Source organism: Haemophilus seminalis (assembly GCF_006384255.1).
In the GTDB taxonomy this organism is placed as follows: Bacteria; Pseudomonadota; Gammaproteobacteria; order Enterobacterales; family Pasteurellaceae; genus Haemophilus; species Haemophilus seminalis.
This window is the reverse complement of sequence record NZ_VCED01000008.1, coordinates 12,651-32,732: the sequence shown is the minus strand read 5'-3', so window position 1 is coordinate 32,732 and position 20,082 is coordinate 12,651. Positions and strand designations below refer to the sequence as shown.

Here is a 20,082-nt window from a genome sequence, read left to right as displayed (position 1 = left end):
AAATTCTTCACTCCCCTACTGATTACTCTTCGTCTAACTCGATATTTAAACCAAGTGAGCGGATTTCTTTCATAATTACATTGAAAGATTCCGGTGTGCCTGGGTCCATGTGTTGGTTACCACTTACGATGTTTTTATACATCTTCGTACGACCATTCACATCATCAGATTTCACCGTTAACATTTCTTGTAAGGTGTAAGCTGCACCATATGCTTCAAGTGCCCATACCTCCATCTCACCGAAACGTTGACCACCGAATTGAGCTTTACCACCCAATGGTTGTTGCGTAACAAGGCTATAAGAACCCGTTGAACGAGCATGCATTTTGTCATCAACTAAGTGGTTCAATTTGAGCATGTACATATAACCTACTGTTACTGGACGCTCGAATTTCTCGCCTGTACGACCATCATATAAAGTGATTTGACCTGAAGTTGGTAATCCACCAAGTTTTAATAACTCTTTGATTTCAGCTTCAGCTGCACCATCAAATACTGGTGTCGCAACTGGTAAACCTTTACGTAGATTTTCAGCTAAACGCAATACTTCTTCATCAGTGAAGGTACTTAAATCCACTTTTTGTGAGCCATTACCTAAGTCATACGCTTTTTGAATATAACCACGTAATTTTTCCACTTCTTGTTTTTGTTTAAGCATTGCATTGATTTGATCACCAATACCTTTCGCAGCTAAACCTAAGTGAGTTTCAAGGATCTGACCGATGTTCATACGAGATGGTACGCCCAGTGGGTTCAATACGATCTCAACGGGTTGGCCATTCTCATCGTATGGCATATCTTCAACTGGGTTAATTTTCGAGATAACACCTTTGTTACCATGACGACCCGCCATTTTATCACCCGGTTGGATTTGACGTTTCACTGCAAGGTAAACTTTAACCACTTTTAACACGCCCGGTGCAAGATCATCACCTTTGATGATTTTCTTACGTTTCACTTCAAGTTTATGTTCAAACTCTTTACGAAGTTCTTCGTATTGCTCTGCAAGCTGTTCTAATTGATTTTGTTTTTCTTCATCTGCAATGGTTTGTTCTAACCATTTTAAACGCTCTAATTTATCTAATTGAGCAACATCAACACCACCAGAGATAAGAAGATTACGAACACGTGCGAATAAGCCAGCTTCCAAGATTTCTAATTCATCAGAAAGGTCTTTTTTCGCTTGTTTTAATTGCATTTCTTCAATTTCTAGTGCGCGTTTGTCTTTTTCCACGCCATCGCGGGTGAAGACTTGAACATCAATTACAGTACCTGTTACGCTATTTGGTACGCGCAATGAAGAATCTTTCACATCAGAAGCTTTTTCACCAAAGATTGCGCGTAAAAGTTTTTCTTCTGGAGTTAATTGAGTTTCACCTTTAGGCGTTACTTTACCTACTAAGATGTCACCACCTTTAACCTCTGCGCCAACATAAACAATACCAGATTCATCAAGTTTGCTTAACGCTGACTCACCTACGTTTGGAATATCCGCTGTAATTTCTTCTGCACCTAACTTGGTATCACGCGCAACACAAGATAATTCTTGAATATGGATGGTAGTGAAACGGTCTTGTTGAACAACACGTTCAGAAACTAACATTGAGTCTTCGAAGTTATAACCGTTCCAAGGCATGAACGCCACGCGAATATTTTGACCTAATGCAAGCTCACCTAAATCAGTAGAAGGACCATCTGCTAATACTTCACCACGATTGATTGGATCGCCTAAATTCACACAAGGAATTTGGTTAATACAAGTATTTTGGTTAGAACGGGTATATTTGATTAAGTTATAAATATCAATACCAGCTTCACCTGCAATGGTTTCATCTTCATTTACTTTAATAACGATACGAGAAGCATCGACGTACTGAACTGTACCACCGCGTTTTGCAACAACCGCAACACCTGAGTCAAGTGCGATTGGTTTTTCCATACCTGTACCAACTAATGGTTTGTCAGCACGTAATGTTGGAACTGCTTGACGTTGCATGTTCGCACCCATTAACGCACGGTTCGCATCGTCATGCTCAAGGAATGGAATTAATGCAGCCGCAACAGATACCACTTGTTGTGTCGAAACGTCCATATAGTGAATATCTTCAGGTTTATATAAACCTGATTCACCACGCTCACCACGTGCAGTAACAAAGGCATCAGTAAAACGGTTATTTTCGTCTAAATTTGAGTTTGCTTGTGCAATGATATAGTTTGCTTCATCAATTGCAGATAAGTATTCAATTTCTTCAGTAACTTGGCCATCAACCACTTTACGATATGGTGTTTCTAAGAAGCCATAATCATTAGTGCGTGCAAAAGCAGAAAGTGAGTTGATCAAACCGATGTTTGGACCTTCAGGGGTTTCAATCGGACATAAACGACCATAGTGGGTATTATGTACGTCACGCACTTCAAAGCCTGCGCGCTCACGAGTTAAACCGCCTGGACCTAATGCAGAAATACGACGCTTGTGCGTGACTTCTGATAATGGGTTGTTTTGGTCCATAAATTGCGAAAGTTGTGAAGAACCAAAGAATTCTTTCACCGCTGCAGAAATTGGTTTTGGATTAATTAAGTCTTGCGGTGTGATTGCATCTAAATCACCTAAAGATAAGCGTTCTTTCACCGCTCTTTCTACACGCACTAAACCAATACGGAATTGGTTTTCCGCCATCTCGCCTACACTACGGATACGACGGTTACCCAAGTGGTCAATATCATCCACTTCGCCGCGACCATTACGGATGTCGATCAATTTACGCATTACCGCAATAATATCTTCATTGCTTAAAGTGCCAGCGCCTTCACCTTCTGCGATCGCTAAAGAACGATTGAATTTCATACGACCGACAGCAGATAAATCATAACGCTCTGCAGAGAAGAATAAATTATTGAATAACGCTTCTGAAGATTCTGGTGTTGGTGGCTCACCCGGACGCATCATACGATAAATTTCGTAAAGCGCACTGGTTTTGTCATAAGTTGGATCTACACGTAGTGTTTCAGAAATATATGGACCGTAATCTAAATCATTAGTAAATAAAGTTTCGATCGTGGTGTAACCTGCTTGTGCTAATTTTGCAAGAGTCTCTAAAGAAATCTCACCATTTGCAGGGCAAATAATTTCGCCAGACTCTAAATCAACATAATCTTTCGACGCAACTTTACCTAAAATATATTCAGAAGGTACAACGACTTGTGAAATTTTATCTTTTTCTAATGCCTTAATATGGCGTGCGGTAATACGACGACCACGTTCAACATAAACTTTGCCATTTGCTTCAATATCAAAAGAAGCTGTTTCACCACGTAAACGTTCTGGCACTAAAGTCATTAACAATTTATCGCTGGCGATTTCAAAGGTAATTTTGTCAAAGAATAAGTTTAAGATTTCTTCAGTGGTGTAGCCTAATGCACGAAGAATGATTGTTGCCGGTAATTTACGACGACGGTCAATACGCGCAAATAAGTTATCTTTTGGATCGAATTCAAAATCCAACCAAGAACCACGGTAAGGAATGATGCGTGCATTATAAAGCACTTTACCTGAAGAATGGGTTTTACCTTTGTCAGAATCGAAGAATACGCCTGGACTACGGTGTAATTGTGAAACGATAACACGCTCGGTACCATTAATTACGAAAGTACCGTTATCAGTCATTAATGGGATTTCACCCATATAAACTTCATTTTCTTTAATATCTTTAACTGCGCGTGAAGAAGATTCTTTATCGTAGCTCACTAAACGTAATTTTACACGTAAGCCTGCTGCATAAGTTGAGCCACGAATTTGGCACTCACGTACATCAAATTCAGGTTCTTCTAAACGATAATCTACATATTGTAATTCTGTATAGCCATTATTACTTACAATAGGGAATACAGAACGGAATGCCGCCTCTAAACCTTGCTGACCTTCAGGATCTTTTTGAATAAATTTATCAAAAGAATCCAACTGAATGGTTAATAAATAAGGAACATTTAAAACTTGCGGACGTTTACCGAAATCTTTACGAATTCGTTTTTTTTCAGAATAGGAGTAACCCATTGGTTTTCCTCTGCTAACTGTTCAGTGACCTAGCCACAAACTAACTGTGACGTGAATGACCGTTAAAATGACCGCACTCTGAACCTTACTTCTGTAGTGGGGTGACAACTCAAATTACATAGAACGACAACTTGAGCAAAACAACGACAAATAACGGTGAATCTGCCATTGCATGGATGTGCTTTCTATCAAAAACACGGTTAAATTAAACAATAAAAGGTCAAAATTGATTAAAAATCAATCTAAATCTTTGCTAATTTTAAGGCGGTAAATTTTAAATGAATGCAGCTTTCTCGTCAAGTTTAAAACTTATGGAGAAATTTTATGAAATAAAAAACCGCACTTTAAAAAAAGTGCGGTTTAAAATCTATCAATTCTTTAAATTATAAAGAAGCTTGATCAACAGCAACACCTGCACCCATAGTGGTAGAGATGCTTACTTTCTTGATGAAGATACCTTTTGCAGTAGTTGGTTTTGCTTTGTTTAAAGCAGCCAATAATGCTTGAAGATTTTCTTTTAATTGAACTTCAGAGAAGTTTGCTTTACCGATAGTGGTGTGGATGATACCGTTTTTATCATTACGATAACGGATCTGACCAGATTTAGCATTTTTAACTGCTTCAGCAACGTTTGGTGTTACAGTACCAACTTTAGGGTTTGGCATTAAACCACGTGGGCCTAATACTTGACCTAATTGACCAACAACACGCATTGCATCAGGAGAAGCGATAACAACATCAAAGTTCATTTCGCCTTTTTTGATTTGCTCTGCTAAATCTTCCATACCGACTAAATCAGCGCCAGCTTCTTTAGCTGCATCTGCGTTAGCACCTTGAGTGAACACAGCTACGCGTACTTCACGACCAGTACCGTGTGGTAATACAGTTGCACCACGAACGTTTTGGTCAGATTTACGAGGATCGATACCTAAGTTTACTGCAACGTCAACACTTTCAACAAATTTAGCTGTTGCGAATTGTTTTAATACCGCGATCGCTTCGTTGATTTCGTATGCTTTAGTAGAATCTACGCCAGCTTTGATTGCTTTCATTTTTTTAGTCAATTTAGCCATCGTATTATTCCTCCACCACTAAGCCCATTGAGCGAGCAGTACCAGCAATTGATTTCATTTTGGTTTCGATAGACGCGCCAGTCATATCTGCTGCTTTAGTTTCAGCGATTTGACGAACTTGATCTAAAGTTACTTTACCCACTTTCTCTTTGTTCGGTTTACCAGAACCAGATTTGATACCTGCAGCTTTTTTCAATAATACTGCTGCTGGTGGAGTTTTAGTTACGAAAGTAAATGAACGGTCTGCATATACAGTGATAACAACTGGAATTGGTAAACCTTTTTCTAAGCTCTCAGTACGAGCGTTGAATGCTTTACAGAATTCCATGATGTTCACACCTTGTTGACCTAATGCAGGACCAACTGGTGGTGATGGGTTTGCCATACCAGCTGCAACTTGCAACTTAACGTAGGCTTGGACTTTTTTTGCCATTTTAGTTTTCCTCTAATTGGGTAATAACGCTATTAAATAGCTCCCCGATAATTTTCAGTGCAACATATTGCACCACACAAAAATATGAGCCGCGAACGGCTCATAACGGGCGCGGATTATATAAAAAGTGCGGTTGTTTTTCAAGCACTTCTTAAATCCGCTAGAAGATATTATTGTGCATCACCAATTAATACTGAATCCAACGCAATTTCAATCATATCATTGAATGTTAATTGACGTTCTTCTGCTGTGGTTTGTTCATGTGTACGAATATGGTCAGACACGGTACAAATTGTTAATGCTTTTGCACCATATTCTGCAGCTACACCATAAATTCCAGCTGCTTCCATTTCCACGCCTAGAATGCCGTATTTTTCCATTACATCGAACATTTCTACATCAGGTGTATAGAATAAATCCGCAGAGAATAAGTTACCTACACGAACGGCTTTGCCTTTTGCTTTTGCAGCTTGAACAGCGGCTTGTGCCATATCGAAATCAGCAATAGCTGCAAAGTCGTTATCTTTGAAACGAATACGGTTTACTTTTGAATCAGTACATGCGCCTAAACCGATAATTACATCGCGCACTTTTACGTCCATACGAACGGCACCACAAGAACCTACACGGATAATTTTTTTCACACCGTATTCAGTGATTAATTCTTTCGCATAAATAGAGCAAGATGGAATCCCCATACCGTGGCCCATAATAGAAATCTTACGACCTTTATAAGTCCCAGTAAAACCAAGCATATTACGAACATTTGTTACTTCTACTGCATCTTGCAAAAATGTTTCTGCAATGTATTTTGCACGAAGTGGATCACCCGGCATTAAAACAACATCTGCAAATGCACCTTCAGGCGCGTTAATATGTGGAGTCATAATTTTCCTTCCTTTTTTCAAATGTAAAAATAAAAAGTGCGGTCATTTTTCACCGCACTTATCCGAGAATTAAAGCGCTGCTGCACCGAGTCCGATGAACAAACCTGCAATCGTTGCACTCATTAAGTTTGCTAAAGTACCTGCGATTACTGCTTTTAAGCCTAAACGTGCAACATCACTACGACGGTTTGGCGCCATTCCACCTAAACCACCGATTAAGATTGCAATTGAGCTGAAGTTAGCAAAACCACAAAGTGCGAAAGTAATAATCGCTTTGGTTTTTTCAGTTAATACAATCGCAGAATCTGGTTGCAAGTATTTTGCAAATTCAAGGTAACCTACGAATTCGTTAACCGCTAATTTCATCCCGATCATTTGTCCTGCGATACCCGCTTCGGTACCGTCAGTTACACCGATTAAGTATGCTAATGGTTTGAAAACTAAACCAAAGATAGATTGTAAAGTTACGTCGCCATAACCGAACCAACCACCAACGCCACTTAAAATACCGTTAATTAATGCAATTAAACCAACGAATGCGATTAACATTGCACCTACGTTTAACGCAAGTTGCATACCTGCACTCGCACCGCCCGCCATTGCTTCAAGTACGTTAGTTGGTTTTTCTGAATCATTGTCTTCCGGTTGTTTATCAGAGAATTGTTCTGTTTGTGGGAACATTAATTTTGCAAATAACAAACCTGCTGGTGCCGCCATAAATGACGCCGCGATTAAGTATGTCAATGGCACGCCCATTCCAGCATAACCCGCCATTACTGAACCCGCAATAGACGCCGTACCACCCACCATGATGGCAAATAATTCAGATTGGGTCATATTTTTAATGTAAGGGCGAACAACCAATGGTGCTTCAGTTTGACCAACGAAAATATTAGCAGCTGCTGACATGGATTCTGCTTTTGAAGTACCTAATGCTTTTTGTAATGCACCGCCTAATACTTTAATCACCACTTGCATAATGCCAAGATAATAAAGCACAGAGATTAAGCCAGAGAAGAACACAATAATTGGTAATACTTTCACTGCAAAAATGAAACCTGAAGGTTTACTTGGATCAGCTAAACCGCCAAATACAAAGTTAATACCTTCATTACCGTAAGCAATAACATTTGATACGGCATCAGCAGTTGCACCAAGTGCTTGTTTACCTGCTGGCACATATAAAATAAGGGCGGCAAATCCAACTTGGATTGCTAACGCCCCGAGCACGGTTCTGATACTAATCGCTTTACGATTATTGGAAAGTAACACGGCAATAGCGATTAATACGACCATTCCCAAAATGCTGCTTAACACACTCATTTGATTCCCCTAGATTGGTTAAGTTAATAAAAAAGTCGGCTTATTCTACTTGTTTTCTCACAAAAAGTCGGCGAGTTTTCACCGCACTTTTTTGTAAACGACTACAAAATAGTCAAAACCTTGTTAATTCCACATTGACGCGCATAAGCAGCCAATGCATTAGTTTCTTCCGCACTTGGAATGTGCGTTGATAACCCAGTTTCATCGCGCGCACCTTTACTATGCACACGGATAATTTTTAATGCCACATCAGGATAATTTCGTAAAAGTAGCGCAACTTTGCCCACCAAATGTTCAGCATCAAAAAAATTCTTTAAAAAAACTAACCGCACTTCTTCCACTTTATTTAACGGCAACAAGGCAGCCAGATTCTGCAAATTTCGCTCAAGTTTATCGTTTTTTATATGTAAACGTTCGGGTATCACTTTCTGTGGCACGATTCCTGTTTGATTTTGTCGGTCAAAACAGAGTGTTTGTAAACCAGCACCCTCTCCTTTCAGATCGAATAAAAATTTATCAGTGACATCGATTAACGAACGAATACGATCAAACTCAAAAAAGCCGCTACTATCCAAATAACAGGTTAATCCTTGTGAACGTAAAGCCTCAAATAGCGGGACTAGTTTTTTATGATGGATAGTCGGTTCACCACCTGAAATTGTGACACCTCGAATAAATGGAACCGCCTCCATAACCTGTTCATACAAATACTGCAAACTAACCAATTTCGCATTTTCCGTATAACGAGGAATAGTTTCCGGATTATGGCAATACAAGCAATTTAACTTGCAACCTTGCAGAAAAATACTCGAACGATTGCCTTGTCCCTCTACATTTGAAAAAGGAATAATCCGATGCAACGGCACAAAAATCTCAGAAAGTGCGGTCATTTTTCCAATTATTTTTCAGCAGTGACATCTTTTTCATCGCGTAATTGGCGATCAAACACGTTAGCACATTCATCCGTACCCGAGCCATACCAGGTTGTATCGCGTAATGCAACTTCGCCTTTACGGTATTTTTCAACTTCGCTTTTCTTCACCAAATAACCCGTAACGCGAATTAAATCCGTGTTTTTCAAATAGGTAGTAATGTAGCGATAGCCCAAAGAGAATGCACCATCAATAATATCCACCACTGCATCGCAGTGATCCACATAGGTTTGATCAAAGGCGAATAAATCCCCTGTACCAGATGGGAAATATTTATGGAACGGCGCAGACTGTTTTAAATGCGCAAGTAACGTTGGTTCTTCGCCTACACGAATACGGTGAGCCGGTGCGTTACGTTTGTCTTCTTCGTGGTTACTTGCGCCAACTTGCGCATGTAATAAATAACGATTGCCAGTACGTTCTGCATAAACCCCTTCATGTGCATCAGTGATTTCTTTAAGTTTATCCATAATTGCTGTCGCAATTTCATCACCACGAGCACTCTTACCAAAGGTTTCATTTAATCCTTCACATTGCAATAAGTGGTTTGCGGCATCTGCCAAGCCCACAATTGCGAGCATCCCCGTAAAATTAGTACGTTTGATAAAGCCTTCTTTTTCGAGGAATGAACTGTTAAAGAAATTACTTTCTTCTACCACAAACTTATGGCGTTTATCCATCGTTGAAAGAGCACATTTCGCCACACGTGGTAGTAATTCGTTTACCATTTCATCCGCACTTTTACACGCGCGAGCAATTGTACCTAGACGTAAACGCGTTAATGTGTAAGCACCGCCACATTCAGGCAGTGCGTTATAGCAACTTGCTACGCCATATTCTTCACCTAGATCGGAAATATAGTAAGCATCGTTTGCAAAAGATGGTTTAGAAACTAATAAACAGGCTTTTGCTGCAAGTTCAGCAAACTCACGGCTCGTTTTGGATTTATCATAACGAATGGTCATATTCGGTGTTGGCGCTTCAAGCTCAATCACTGCACGTAAAATCAAGCGACCCGCTTTCGTATCATAAGGCCCGATATTGGCATGACAGAATGAATCAGGCACAGTTTTATCGATATGATTTAAGAAACGTTTAATTTTGATGTAGTCTTTTTCTTCATCAGTAATGAAAGGTTCGAGCAATACATCAAGACGACCAACATAAACAGGATAAGTTGTAATGGATGGCACATGGGAGTAAAGAATCAATAATCCATCAAGTGCTTCATCCAGATCTTTTGGTGGCGGTAACTCTAAAAATTCGCAGCCTTTTTGGATATACACATTATAATCAGGCAGGATATAGCGAGGACGATAAATAGCGTAACCTTCACATAAATCACAAATCATCTGATTCTGTAAAAAGCCCCATTCTTCATCGGTATAGCCAAGCAAATCGCGAGGATCAAATAAACGCTCAGCAATATTGCCTAATGTCATTAATTTTTGATGATAAGTCAGATTATTGGCTTTAACCGTATCGAGAATATCTTGAAGTGTTGCTAACATAATTTTCTCCCATTAAGAATTGGGCATATTGTACGAAATGGAGAGATATTAAACAATTTTCAAAATGTGAGTAAGATCACAGTTTTAGAAATTAATATTGATACAAATGGTCGTGTATTTCTATAAGATACAATTCTAAAATAGAACATTAAATTGTTTCATTTTTTCTACATTTCCTTTTATTATGGCAAGAATTAAAAGGATATTTTATGAAGAAAAAAGTACGTGTTATTCCCCATACATCTTGGGCGGCGACATCTCTTTGGTCGTTGGACATCAAAACATTGTCAGTTTTGATCTTTGCCTTATCAATCCTCGGTATCGGCGATGGATTAATCGTACTTTCGAATTTAGGTTCAACGCCTTGGACGGTGCTTTCACAAGGCATTGCAATACAAACTAATATGAGCATTGGTTGGGCATCATTTTTTATCAGTTGTATCGTAATGATAGCCTGGTTTCCACTAAAACTTCGATTAGGATTGGGCACTCTACTTAATATCGTTATTATTGCTTTTTTCCTTGGTCTCACAACAAAAATACTGGCCACACCAAGCTCATTGGCAGAACAACTATTATGTGGTGCGGTGGGCTTATTACTTTATGGCTTAGGCACAGCCTTATATCTTACCTGTCATTTAGGCGCGGGACCAAGGGATGGATTAATGGTTGGTTTCTGTCAAATATTTTATTTAAAAGTGAGCATCGTCAGAACAAGCATTGAAATCTTTGTTTGTATTCTAGGGTTTATCCTTGGTGGCACCGTCGGTTTAGGGACAATTATTTTTGCCGCCAGTATAGGATGGATAGTTCAGATTTGCTTAAACATCATTGCGCAATGCCCACATTTTTCTCACAAAGGGGAAAATGGTTACTAAAGCATTATTTATTGAAATTAAACCTAGATTCATTTGAGTCTCTTTTCCCTCGGGTGGGCAAAATGCAAGATGCTTATCGACATCATTAATCGGTTTCCATCGTCTCGGCTGAGAAGAACGGCTATTTGGATAAAACCCGATAGTCGGAATATTAAACGCACTACTCAAATGCAATGGCCCAGTAGATCCCGCAATAAATAAATCCGCACAAGCCAAAGAATGAGCAAAATCAACTAAACCTTTATTCTTATCGTAAACGACTACGCGTGAATCATCCACCAAATTTGCCAATTCATGGGCCTTTTCACTTTCGCCAGGCCCTGCAGTCAGCACAACATTGCAATCAAATTCAGCCAATAAGCCTTTAATTAAATCCGCATATTGCGCTAAAGAAAGATTCGTAGCTGAACCACCAGAACCGCTATGTACAAAGATCCATTTTTTGTTTTCGGAAAGCCCTAAGCTCTCTTGCAAGAAAACACGTTGATTTTCCACCGCACTTTTCTCAAAGGTTAAATAAGGCGGTTTAGGTTCAACAATTGGCATATTATGCTTTTGCAAAAAAGCTCGAACTAAATCTTGATTGTATTCTGCTTCCGATTTTTCAGAACGAGAGCGGCGTTGTGTTAGGCGGTGATTATAGAGAATTTGAACCCATTTAGTCGCAGGCGCGAGACGATATTTAATCCCACTTTTCCAAGCGAGTTTTCCATTATGGGTATTGGAAAAGAAACTAATCATTCCATCAAACTGCTGCGATTTGATTTCCTGCACAAGACGTTTGAAATCCGTTTTATCATTTTTTTTGCTATCAATAATAACACTATCAATAAACGGACAAACTTCCGCTAAAGGCGCAGTGTAACTCGGAACAAGAGCGGTTAATTTTAAAGAAGGATTCGATAACTTCAGCATAGCAAAAGCAGGCCATGCTTGCATAAAATCGCCTAATTTATCGTTACGAATAACCAAGATCTTTTCCATAATTTCTCCGCTAGAATAAAAAACCGCACTTGAAAGTGCGGTCGTATTTTATGTTATTTTTGTGGATTATAAAACATCAACACAATTTAAGTCTTCGAAAGATTGCTCTAAGCGTTTAGACATAGATTCTTCAGATAAATGATGGAAGTCGTACTAGATAGCAATAGAAATTATTCATGAAAGCCAGTTAATTATCTGGTATAAACTTTTACCTTATTTTTATTAAGATGTTTTACTAAAAACTCTTTTCAAAAATCAGATTAATATTCTTCTGTTGATAAGAATACATTTGAGGAATGTTACTTATTTGTTTTTTCCAAGTAAACTGCAGTTTAGGTGTAATTCCCCCCAAATGCCAATCTCGTTTCCAAACTAATAAATTTAGAGAATAAATATGATCTTTACGGTTTTTATTAAAGGAGAAAATATCTAAATTACCTAATTTAGCAACATCTTTATAATTTCGTTTAATAAATGACACGGCTATTTGTGAAGATATTCCTTTTCCCCAGTCTTGCTCCCAACCTAAACGCAGACCTTTGCTTTTAGAGCCATATTGTCTTACTTGTGTTTTTTCATTTATCCAGTCACCTCCAATATAGAAAAATTGTCGTGTGTTTGGCTGAAAAATTAAGGTTGGTGTAAGCTGTGTTAGATGTCCATTAAGCTCTTTTTCAATAAAATAATGTTGTTTTTCAAATTCAGCAGAATAAGCCAGTTGCCAATGTGGGTTAAAGTGAAAATCATATTCAACTTGCACACCATTATTCCAGCGATAACGATGGTTGCCATACCAACGGCGCTCATAAAAAGGTTTCACTTTTATTATATGAGATGCATTTTTATAGGCATAACCTAAAAAAGTGCGGTTTAAAATATCATCATATTCATGATTATCCCAATACTCTTTACCCCAAGCTCGATTGCCGAATAAAAAATAGTGAGAATCGAATAAATTCAAATCTCGAGAAACCGAGAAAAAATATCCAACTCCATGGGCTGATTGTGGCAACATTTTTGGGGATTTGGTCAGTACTGCACGATTAGACAATGGCACATAATTGACATTTGCTGCATGGTTGACATTTTTATCTCGGATATAATGAGCTGCAAAATCTATTTCCCAACTTTGTCTCTCATCTAATGCTTGCAGATAATTATTAATAACCAACAACGAACCATCAGGCAGATCTTTTTCCACTTTTGCTTTTTCAAATTGAGTTCTTGCTGCACTATCTTGCCTTTGATGAAATAATGCAATCGCTAACTCGATTCTAACTGGGTTTAATTCTGGGTTTTCCGATAAGACTTGTCGATAAAGCCGAATTGCTTCGTAATAATCTTGTTCTAAAAAGGCAATACGCCCTTGTGCAAATTGAGCTAAATGTTTATTGAAATGAGGATTATATTGATACAGATCTATTAATCGGGCCAGTTCTTTTCCAGATAAAGAATACATATTTTCGGATAATAGTTTTTCAATCACTTTAGGATTACTTTGAAGATATGTTATATCTGGTAACGATAATGTGTGAGCAGTCGCAGAAAATGAAAAAGATGAGTAGAATAGCCAAAATAACGCTTTTTTCATATTACACCTAATAAAATAGGCGGAATAATCCGCCTATTAACATATAAAAATAAATTAACGATAGCCACCAAAAGAAGTATTTAATGCTGAATTATTATCAAAAGTTACAATACCAGCAGCTTCTTCGGCATTTGGCCCATATAATGCACCTGTATATTTACCACCATCATTCAAGAATACACTAGCTTTACCACTAAAACTATTACCATTTAAACTAGTTTCATGCAGAGTAATATCACGAGCAAGTGGCATCTCAATTTTTCCATCAACTTTTTTAGTATCAAAATTTACATTAAGAGTGGTTTTTCCATCTGCTTGTACGCCATTAATATTTTGAGCAATGATACTATCTCTTGCACGCACTGCATGCCCCGTATAAGTTGCAGAGCCTTTTGGAATACTTGAAGTTGGTGTTACTGTACCTTGATAACGAATTTCTTGGCGAGTTTTATCGTGATTCACCCACACACCGTAAAATGAATGATTTTGGTTATAACCAATTAGTGTTCCATCCATCGTATTACCGCCAATTAGTCCTTTGTCACTATTATTTAAATCCACTTTTGCGCCATCTGGTGTTTGTGCAGTACCAGAACCACCACCAGAACCACAAGCGACAGCTAAGGCTGATAATCCTAAAATAGCAACATTATTTAATTGTTTTAACATAACGATTTCCTCATTTTTTCTTAGAAAGATTAACTTTAATTCTAATAAGAAACTAGACTCTATATATCAACTGTCCAGTTGTTAATTTAAAAATCATTTGGTGAATTTATTATTTGGGTTATCGTTATAATTACTAAATGCAGAAAATATTTGATGAAAAAGCACTTTTTAGTCAACGGTTACGAGTTGCTCTTGAAGCCGCTTCTTACGGTACATTTAAAGTATCAGACATTGAGAGGGAATTTAACTTACGTTATGTTTCAGGGTCTGTCACACCCCAAGCAATCTATAAATGGTTAAATGGCCAATCAATCCCTTCTTTTGACAAAATCCAAGTACTTGCCGATTGGTTAAATGTTTCTGCAGAGTGGTTAAAAACAGGGGCAAGTAATACCACCTTAAACGCACAATCACTTATTGAAAAACAAGGTTTAGAGAGTTTTCTTCAATTAAATAATGAGCATAAGTATTTAATTCTCAATTTGATGCAAGCACTTCTTAAAACCTACCCATAGCCTCATCTCCTTATGTTAAGAAACTATATTTAAAAATAAAATAATCAATAAAATACTTGCTATAAACAAGCTATCTTTATAGGTTCCATTAAATTTATTTTCTGTTAAACAATAAAAATAAAGACATGATAAAAATAAAATTGTGTATTAGTTAGTAGAATTCAATATAGAAGCATTAATCCATTACTGCTATTTAATAAATTCGAAGATTAATTCCTAAATAAAAAGAAAAAGTGCATAAAAATTAAAGTTGCTATTTTCACCTCTAATTCAAAACAAAAGGCTAAATTCTATTAGAATTTAGCCTCAATAATTTTAATATAATTTACTAATTATAAAACATCAACACAATTTAAGTCTTCGAAAGATTGCTCTAAGCGTTTAGACATAGATTCTTCCATTTTACGTAACCAAACACGTGGATCGTAGTATTTTTTGTTTGGCGCATCTGGACCTTCAGGGTTACCTAATTGACCTTGAAGATAAGCTTCATTTGCTTTATAGAAGTTCAAAATACCATTCCAAGATGCCCATTGAGTATCGGTATCAATATTCATTTTGATTGCACCGTAGCTAATTGCTTCGCGGATTTCTTCGCGACTAGAACCAGAACCACCGTGGAAGACAAAGTTAATTGGTTTCGCTGGAAGATTACGTTCTTTCGCCACGAACTCTTGTGATGCGCCTAAAATAGATGGTTTTAATTTTACGTTACCTGGTTTATAAACACCATGTACGTTACCGAATGCTGCTGCAACCGTAAAGTTAGGGCTTACTGGGTTTAATTGGTCGTAAACATAAAGCACGTCAGATGGTTGAGTATATAAACGAGATTCATCAACACCAGAATTATCTACGCCATCTTCTTCGCCACCGGTAATACCGATTTCGATTTCAAGGGTCATCCCCATTTTATCCATACGAGCGAGGTATTCACGGCAGATTGCCATATTTTCTTCCATTGGCTCTTCAGAAAGGTCAAGCATGTGAGAAGAGAATAATGGACGGCCAGTTTCTGCGAAGTGTTTTTCACCCGCTTCAAGTAAACCATCAATCCATGGAAGTAATTTTTTCGCAGCGTGGTCAGTGTGAAGAATAACAGGAACACCGTATTCTTTCGCTAAAGTATGAACGTGTTTCGCTCCAGCAATCGCACCAAGTACATCAGGACGAGCACCACTTGCAGGTTTAATACCTTTACCCGCATAGAATGCAGCACCGCCATTAGAAAATTGAATAATCACTGGGGCTTTTACGCGTGCAGCAGTTTCTAACACGGCATTAACTGAGTCAGAACCTACGCAGTTTACCGCAGGGATAGCAAAGTTATGCTCTTTTGCATAAGCAAAGATTTTTTGCACATCTTCACCTGTTACGACACCAGGTTTCACGATATCTAATAATTTAGCCATACTTGTGTTTCCTTTTTATGTTTAGCGGGACAAACCCACAATTGGAGAATTTTTTGACTTTTTATTGATGGCGACATTTTTAATGATCGCCATCGATATGTCACATAGGAAAAGTGCGGTTAGTTTTTCGCACGTTTTTCAAGAATTTCTACTGCTGGTAATACTTTGCCTTCTACGAATTCTAAGAACGCACCGCCACCCGTTGAAATGTAAGAGATCTTGTCTGCAATACCGAATAAATCGATAGCTGCTAAAGTATCACCGCCCCCTGCGATAGAGAATGCATCGCTGTTTGCAATCGCGTGAGAAATAATTTCAGTCCCTTTACGGAAGTTAGGGAACTCAAACACGCCAACTGGACCATTCCATAAAACGGTTTTTGCATTTTTGATGATTTCTGCCAATTGTTCTGCAGATTTATCACCAATATCAAAGATAGATTCCTCATCTTTCACTTCGTTTACTGCTTTTTCTGTTGCAGCTGCGGTTTCAGAGAACTCTAACCCTACTCGAACATCAACTGGCACAGGAATATCAGTATTTGCTGCTAATTCTTTCGCGACTGGGATTAAATCAGCTTCATATAAAGATTTACCTACATTATGGCCTGCTGCCGCAATGAAAGTATTTGCAATACCACCGCCCACAATAATTTGGTCAGCGATTTTTGAAAGAGAATTTAATACTTCTAATTTAGTGGAAACTTTTGAACCGCCTACGATCGCAACCATTGGACGAGCAGGTTCTTTTAATGCTTTACCTAATGCATCTAATTCTGCTGCAAGTAATGGACCTGCACAAGCGATTGGTGCAAATTCTGCAACGCCGTAAGTTGATGCTTGCGCACGGTGAGCGGTACCAAACGCATCCATCACGAATACATCGCAAAGTGCGGCATATTTTTTACCTAATTCAGGATCGTTTTTCTTTTCACCTTTGTTCACGCGTACGTTTTCTAAAACAACAATTTCGCCTTCTTTAACATCTACGCCATTTAAATAGTCTTGTTCTAAACGAACATTAAAGCCTGCGTCTTTTAAGTAATCAACAACTGGTTGTAAAGAATCTTCTGGTTTGAATTCACCTTCAGTTGGACGACCTAAGTGAGAAGTCACCATCACTTTTGCGCCTTTTTCTAAGGCTAATTTTAAAGTAGGAATGGTCGCACGAATACGCGCATCTGAGGTCACTTTGCCATCTTTTACTGGCACATTAAGATCCGCACGGATAAATACACGTTTACCGGCTAAATCTAAATCGGTCATTTTGATTACTGACATAATCTATCCTCTTGTTAAGTTAAAATTAAAATTGAAAACTTTTCGTATTATACCTACTTCGCGCTAGGTTGTAACGATTTAGATCAAAGAAATTCTTATTTGCTTTGGCAATTCATTACCTGCCATTTTTTATCATAACAAATGAATAATTCGTTTTGGCTTGCACCTAAATAAGCATTTTTTAATTGTGGATTATGTTGTTTCATCCAACGAAAAAGTTCATTACGGCTTAAATTTTGATTCGGTAATTTTAATGAGCTAAATAATTCCTGCTCCTTAGCAAAATACTGTTGGGCAGAATCAAACGCACAGCTGCCGTGTTTTTCCCATTCGCCTTGCAATAATTGTTCACCTGGTGAGATAGCCAAATATTGTGCTAATAAATCTTTTGGCAATGCGGGTAAATCGCCCTTGCAAAAACGTGGATGATCCGTCACTGAAAGTGCATTCGCATTTTGAGGCCATAGCCCATGAACGACCCAACCTAAAGTGCGGTTATTTCCGCATTGATATTGAGACGAGGAAGGCAACTGATTACCATATTTTTCACGCTGAATATCACAAAATCCTGGCGACCAAGATAATGCCAACATATAATAATCGACAGGCGCCTTTGCATTTTGCCCGATAGGATCATCGCGCATAATCACATCATAATTGGCAAAAATATTCGGATTTTTCACCGCACTTTTTTCAATATCCGTCCGCTTTGTCTCAAATTGAGGCTCAAATTTAGGCTCAGATACTTTTGTTTGCTTAGTCTGTTCGATTACCGGAGAAGATGATTGGTTTTTAGTTTTGGTTGAATCGGTAAAATATTGCCAAATTGCTAATACAACGAGGACAATAAGAGAAAGGGTGGAAGTGAATTTTTTCATAAATTTTGTTTAGTTTTTGTCAATCAAGTTTTTGTCGGCTATAATTCGCCGCTTTCAACTTTCTATTAAGGATCACAATGGCATTACTCATCACTAGCAAATGTACCAACTGCGATATGTGCTTACCAGAATGCCCGAACGAAGCCATTTCCATTGGCGATGAGATTTATGTGATCGATCCTGTACTTTGCACGGAATGTGTCGGCCATTACGACACTCCAACCTGCCAAAAAGTTTGCCCAATCACGAACTGCATTAAGCCCGATCCAGAACATCAAGAAACCGAAGAACAGCTTTGGGAACGCTTTGTGATGATTCATCATTCAGACAAGTTGTAATTTAACTTGTTATATCTTTTAAGCTAAATAGTGCGGTTAATTTTAAGCTTCTTTTTATTATCTTTTTCACCGCACTTTCCTTTACCTTATCCCGCTACGGCTGGTAAATATCCCCATTGAATTAAAAATGGAATGACCATAATCACCACGCCAATTAATAACGCAAACACCAAAGCAAAATTACCGCCAGCAACACGATATGGCAATGTTGGATTTTCAATACGTGTACGCCATGCCAAGCCAATTGGTAAAATTAAGCAATAGAACGCACACAACAAACCTGCATAACTTAATGCTGTAATAAATCCTTCAGGATAAAATAATGCAAATACAAGTGGTGGTAAAAATGCGGCAATGGTTAATACAACGCGATTATTTGGCAAATGATAGCGTTTGAATAAATCACCTAAGCCTTCAAACACACCAAGCATTACGCCCAAGAATGAAGTAATTAAAGCGAGTGATGAGAACACGCGAACCACTTCTCCCATAAAATGCGAACCTGTGATTTCACGTGTTGCATTCACTAATCCATTTAGCGTTGGGTCAGCTTGTAAAATACGCACAAATTCACTTTGACTTAATACACCATGGGTTGCTAACTGCCATACAAGATAAGCAGCTAATGGAATCGCAGTACCAATCAAAATAGCACGACGGAATTTTTCTACACTTCCACCTAAGTAGCTATTTACACTCGCCATAATAACGTGGAAACCGAAAGAGGTGAAAAATATCGGGGCAGCAGAAACCACAAAAGCATAATCCAAAGGCAATGCCATTAAATTATCTGTTGCCACTTTTGGAAGCATCATAAATAGAACAAAAGCAAAGGCGACTAACTTACCAATAAATAACACGCGAGTTAAACCATCCACGCCTTTCGTTCCTACAACCACGAAAGAACCCAGTACAACAGTGAAGATAATAATCGCCGTTTTAAGCGACATCGCTTCCATTCCAAACGCAGTTGGCAAACCTGAAAGTAAAGATCCACCACCCGTAATATAAGCAGCTGAAAGTGCATAAAGTAAAATTAACAAACTCAACGTTGCTAAAATTCGACCCGGAACACCAAAATATTTTTCAGCGAGCGTGGCGACACCGTCATCCAACTGATCCGCTGTTTGATACACTTCTACAAACAACAATCCACTGTAAACCAACAAAGCCCACAAGCCCACGAGCAATAACACGGTGTAACCAAAGCCCATGCCCGCTGATGTAAGCGGCATAGCAAGCATACCTGCTCCAATGGTTGTGCCTGCAATAATCAGCGCACTCCCAAATGTTTTATTCTGTAACATAAAATTATCCTTATAGTGTT

The 20,082-nt window shown here is 38.3% G+C and carries 17 protein-coding genes; 3 read left to right on the top strand and 14 right to left on the bottom strand.

What is annotated here, in order from left to right; translation table 11 throughout:
- Positions 1–22: 22 nt before the first annotated feature.
- From rpoB to FE813_RS09365, 7 genes are all read right to left on the bottom strand, one after another.
- Positions 23–4,051, bottom strand: a complete 4,029-nt coding sequence (gene rpoB / locus FE813_RS09400) for a DNA-directed RNA polymerase subunit beta (protein WP_139990330.1) — start codon at positions 4,049–4,051, stop codon at positions 23–25.
- 383 nt (positions 4,052–4,434) lie between these two features.
- Complete coding sequence (gene rplA, locus FE813_RS09390) at positions 4,435–5,124, bottom strand: 50S ribosomal protein L1 (RefSeq protein WP_005649467.1); 690 nt, start codon at positions 5,122–5,124, stop codon at positions 4,435–4,437.
- Between the two features lie 4 nt (positions 5,125–5,128).
- Complete coding sequence (gene rplK / locus FE813_RS09385; protein ID WP_005633053.1) at positions 5,129–5,557, bottom strand: 50S ribosomal protein L11; 429 nt, start codon at positions 5,555–5,557, stop codon at positions 5,129–5,131.
- A gap of 170 nt (positions 5,558–5,727) precedes the next feature.
- Positions 5,728–6,444, bottom strand: coding sequence for a purine-nucleoside phosphorylase (gene deoD / locus FE813_RS09380; protein WP_048952894.1), 717 nt, complete (start codon positions 6,442–6,444; stop codon positions 5,728–5,730).
- A 69-nt stretch (positions 6,445–6,513) separates the two neighbouring features.
- Entirely contained in the window at positions 6,514–7,767 is a 1,254-nt protein-coding gene (locus tag FE813_RS09375; protein ID WP_005633049.1) for a NupC/NupG family nucleoside CNT transporter, read from the bottom strand.
- Between the two features lie 101 nt (positions 7,768–7,868).
- Complete coding sequence (locus FE813_RS09370; RefSeq protein WP_139990329.1) at positions 7,869–8,657, bottom strand: 4Fe-4S cluster-binding domain-containing protein; 789 nt, start codon at positions 8,655–8,657, stop codon at positions 7,869–7,871.
- 8 nt (positions 8,658–8,665) lie between these two features.
- The gene (locus FE813_RS09365; protein WP_139990328.1) at positions 8,666–10,210 is read right to left on the bottom strand and encodes a YjjI family glycine radical enzyme; all 1,545 of its coding nucleotides are present in this window, start codon (positions 10,208–10,210) and stop codon (positions 8,666–8,668) included.
- Between the two features lie 209 nt (positions 10,211–10,419).
- On the opposite strand from FE813_RS09365, the gene yczE reads away from it, so the two are divergent.
- Positions 10,420–11,088, top strand: coding sequence for a membrane protein YczE (gene yczE, locus FE813_RS09360; RefSeq protein WP_139990327.1), 669 nt, complete (start codon positions 10,420–10,422; stop codon positions 11,086–11,088).
- Here the strand turns inward: yczE and FE813_RS09355 are convergent.
- The 3 genes from FE813_RS09355 to FE813_RS09345 all read right to left on the bottom strand — a co-directional run bounded on the left by FE813_RS09355 (position 11,032) and on the right by FE813_RS09345 (position 14,332).
- Positions 11,032–12,072, bottom strand: a complete 1,041-nt coding sequence (locus FE813_RS09355; protein ID WP_139990326.1) for a glycosyltransferase family 9 protein — start codon at positions 12,070–12,072, stop codon at positions 11,032–11,034. The genes yczE and FE813_RS09355 overlap by 57 nt on opposite strands.
- A gap of 235 nt (positions 12,073–12,307) precedes the next feature.
- Entirely contained in the window at positions 12,308–13,663 is a 1,356-nt protein-coding gene (locus FE813_RS09350; RefSeq protein WP_139990325.1) for a surface lipoprotein assembly modifier, read from the bottom strand.
- 54 nt (positions 13,664–13,717) lie between these two features.
- The gene (locus tag FE813_RS09345; RefSeq protein WP_114891198.1) at positions 13,718–14,332 is read right to left on the bottom strand and encodes a Slam-dependent surface lipoprotein; all 615 of its coding nucleotides are present in this window, start codon (positions 14,330–14,332) and stop codon (positions 13,718–13,720) included.
- Positions 14,333–14,469: 137 nt separating this feature from the next.
- On the opposite strand from FE813_RS09345, the gene FE813_RS09340 reads away from it, so the two are divergent.
- Positions 14,470–14,847 carry a helix-turn-helix domain-containing protein gene (locus tag FE813_RS09340; protein ID WP_046939835.1) on the top strand — a complete coding sequence of 126 codons (378 nt, stop codon included), beginning with the start codon at positions 14,470–14,472 and terminating at the stop codon, positions 14,845–14,847.
- Positions 14,848–15,179: 332 nt separating this feature from the next.
- Here FE813_RS09340 and fbaA read toward each other — a convergent pair whose 3' ends face one another.
- The 3 genes from fbaA to FE813_RS09325 all read right to left on the bottom strand — a co-directional run bounded on the left by fbaA (position 15,180) and on the right by FE813_RS09325 (position 18,417).
- Complete coding sequence (gene fbaA / locus FE813_RS09335) at positions 15,180–16,259, bottom strand: class II fructose-bisphosphate aldolase (protein ID WP_118843716.1); 1,080 nt, start codon at positions 16,257–16,259, stop codon at positions 15,180–15,182.
- Positions 16,260–16,378: 119 nt separating this feature from the next.
- The gene (pgk, locus tag FE813_RS09330; protein WP_046939837.1) at positions 16,379–17,539 is read right to left on the bottom strand and encodes a phosphoglycerate kinase; all 1,161 of its coding nucleotides are present in this window, start codon (positions 17,537–17,539) and stop codon (positions 16,379–16,381) included.
- A 95-nt stretch (positions 17,540–17,634) separates the two neighbouring features.
- The gene (locus tag FE813_RS09325) at positions 17,635–18,417 is read right to left on the bottom strand and encodes a ribonuclease T2 family protein (protein ID WP_139990324.1); all 783 of its coding nucleotides are present in this window, start codon (positions 18,415–18,417) and stop codon (positions 17,635–17,637) included.
- A gap of 77 nt (positions 18,418–18,494) precedes the next feature.
- On the opposite strand from FE813_RS09325, the gene FE813_RS09320 reads away from it, so the two are divergent.
- The gene (locus FE813_RS09320; protein WP_005627640.1) at positions 18,495–18,755 is read left to right on the top strand and encodes a YfhL family 4Fe-4S dicluster ferredoxin; all 261 of its coding nucleotides are present in this window, start codon (positions 18,495–18,497) and stop codon (positions 18,753–18,755) included.
- Between the two features lie 86 nt (positions 18,756–18,841).
- On the opposite strand, the gene FE813_RS09315 is transcribed toward FE813_RS09320, so the two are convergent.
- The gene (locus FE813_RS09315; RefSeq protein WP_139990323.1) at positions 18,842–20,062 is read right to left on the bottom strand and encodes an aromatic amino acid transport family protein; all 1,221 of its coding nucleotides are present in this window, start codon (positions 20,060–20,062) and stop codon (positions 18,842–18,844) included.
- Positions 20,063–20,082 lie beyond the last annotated feature (20 nt).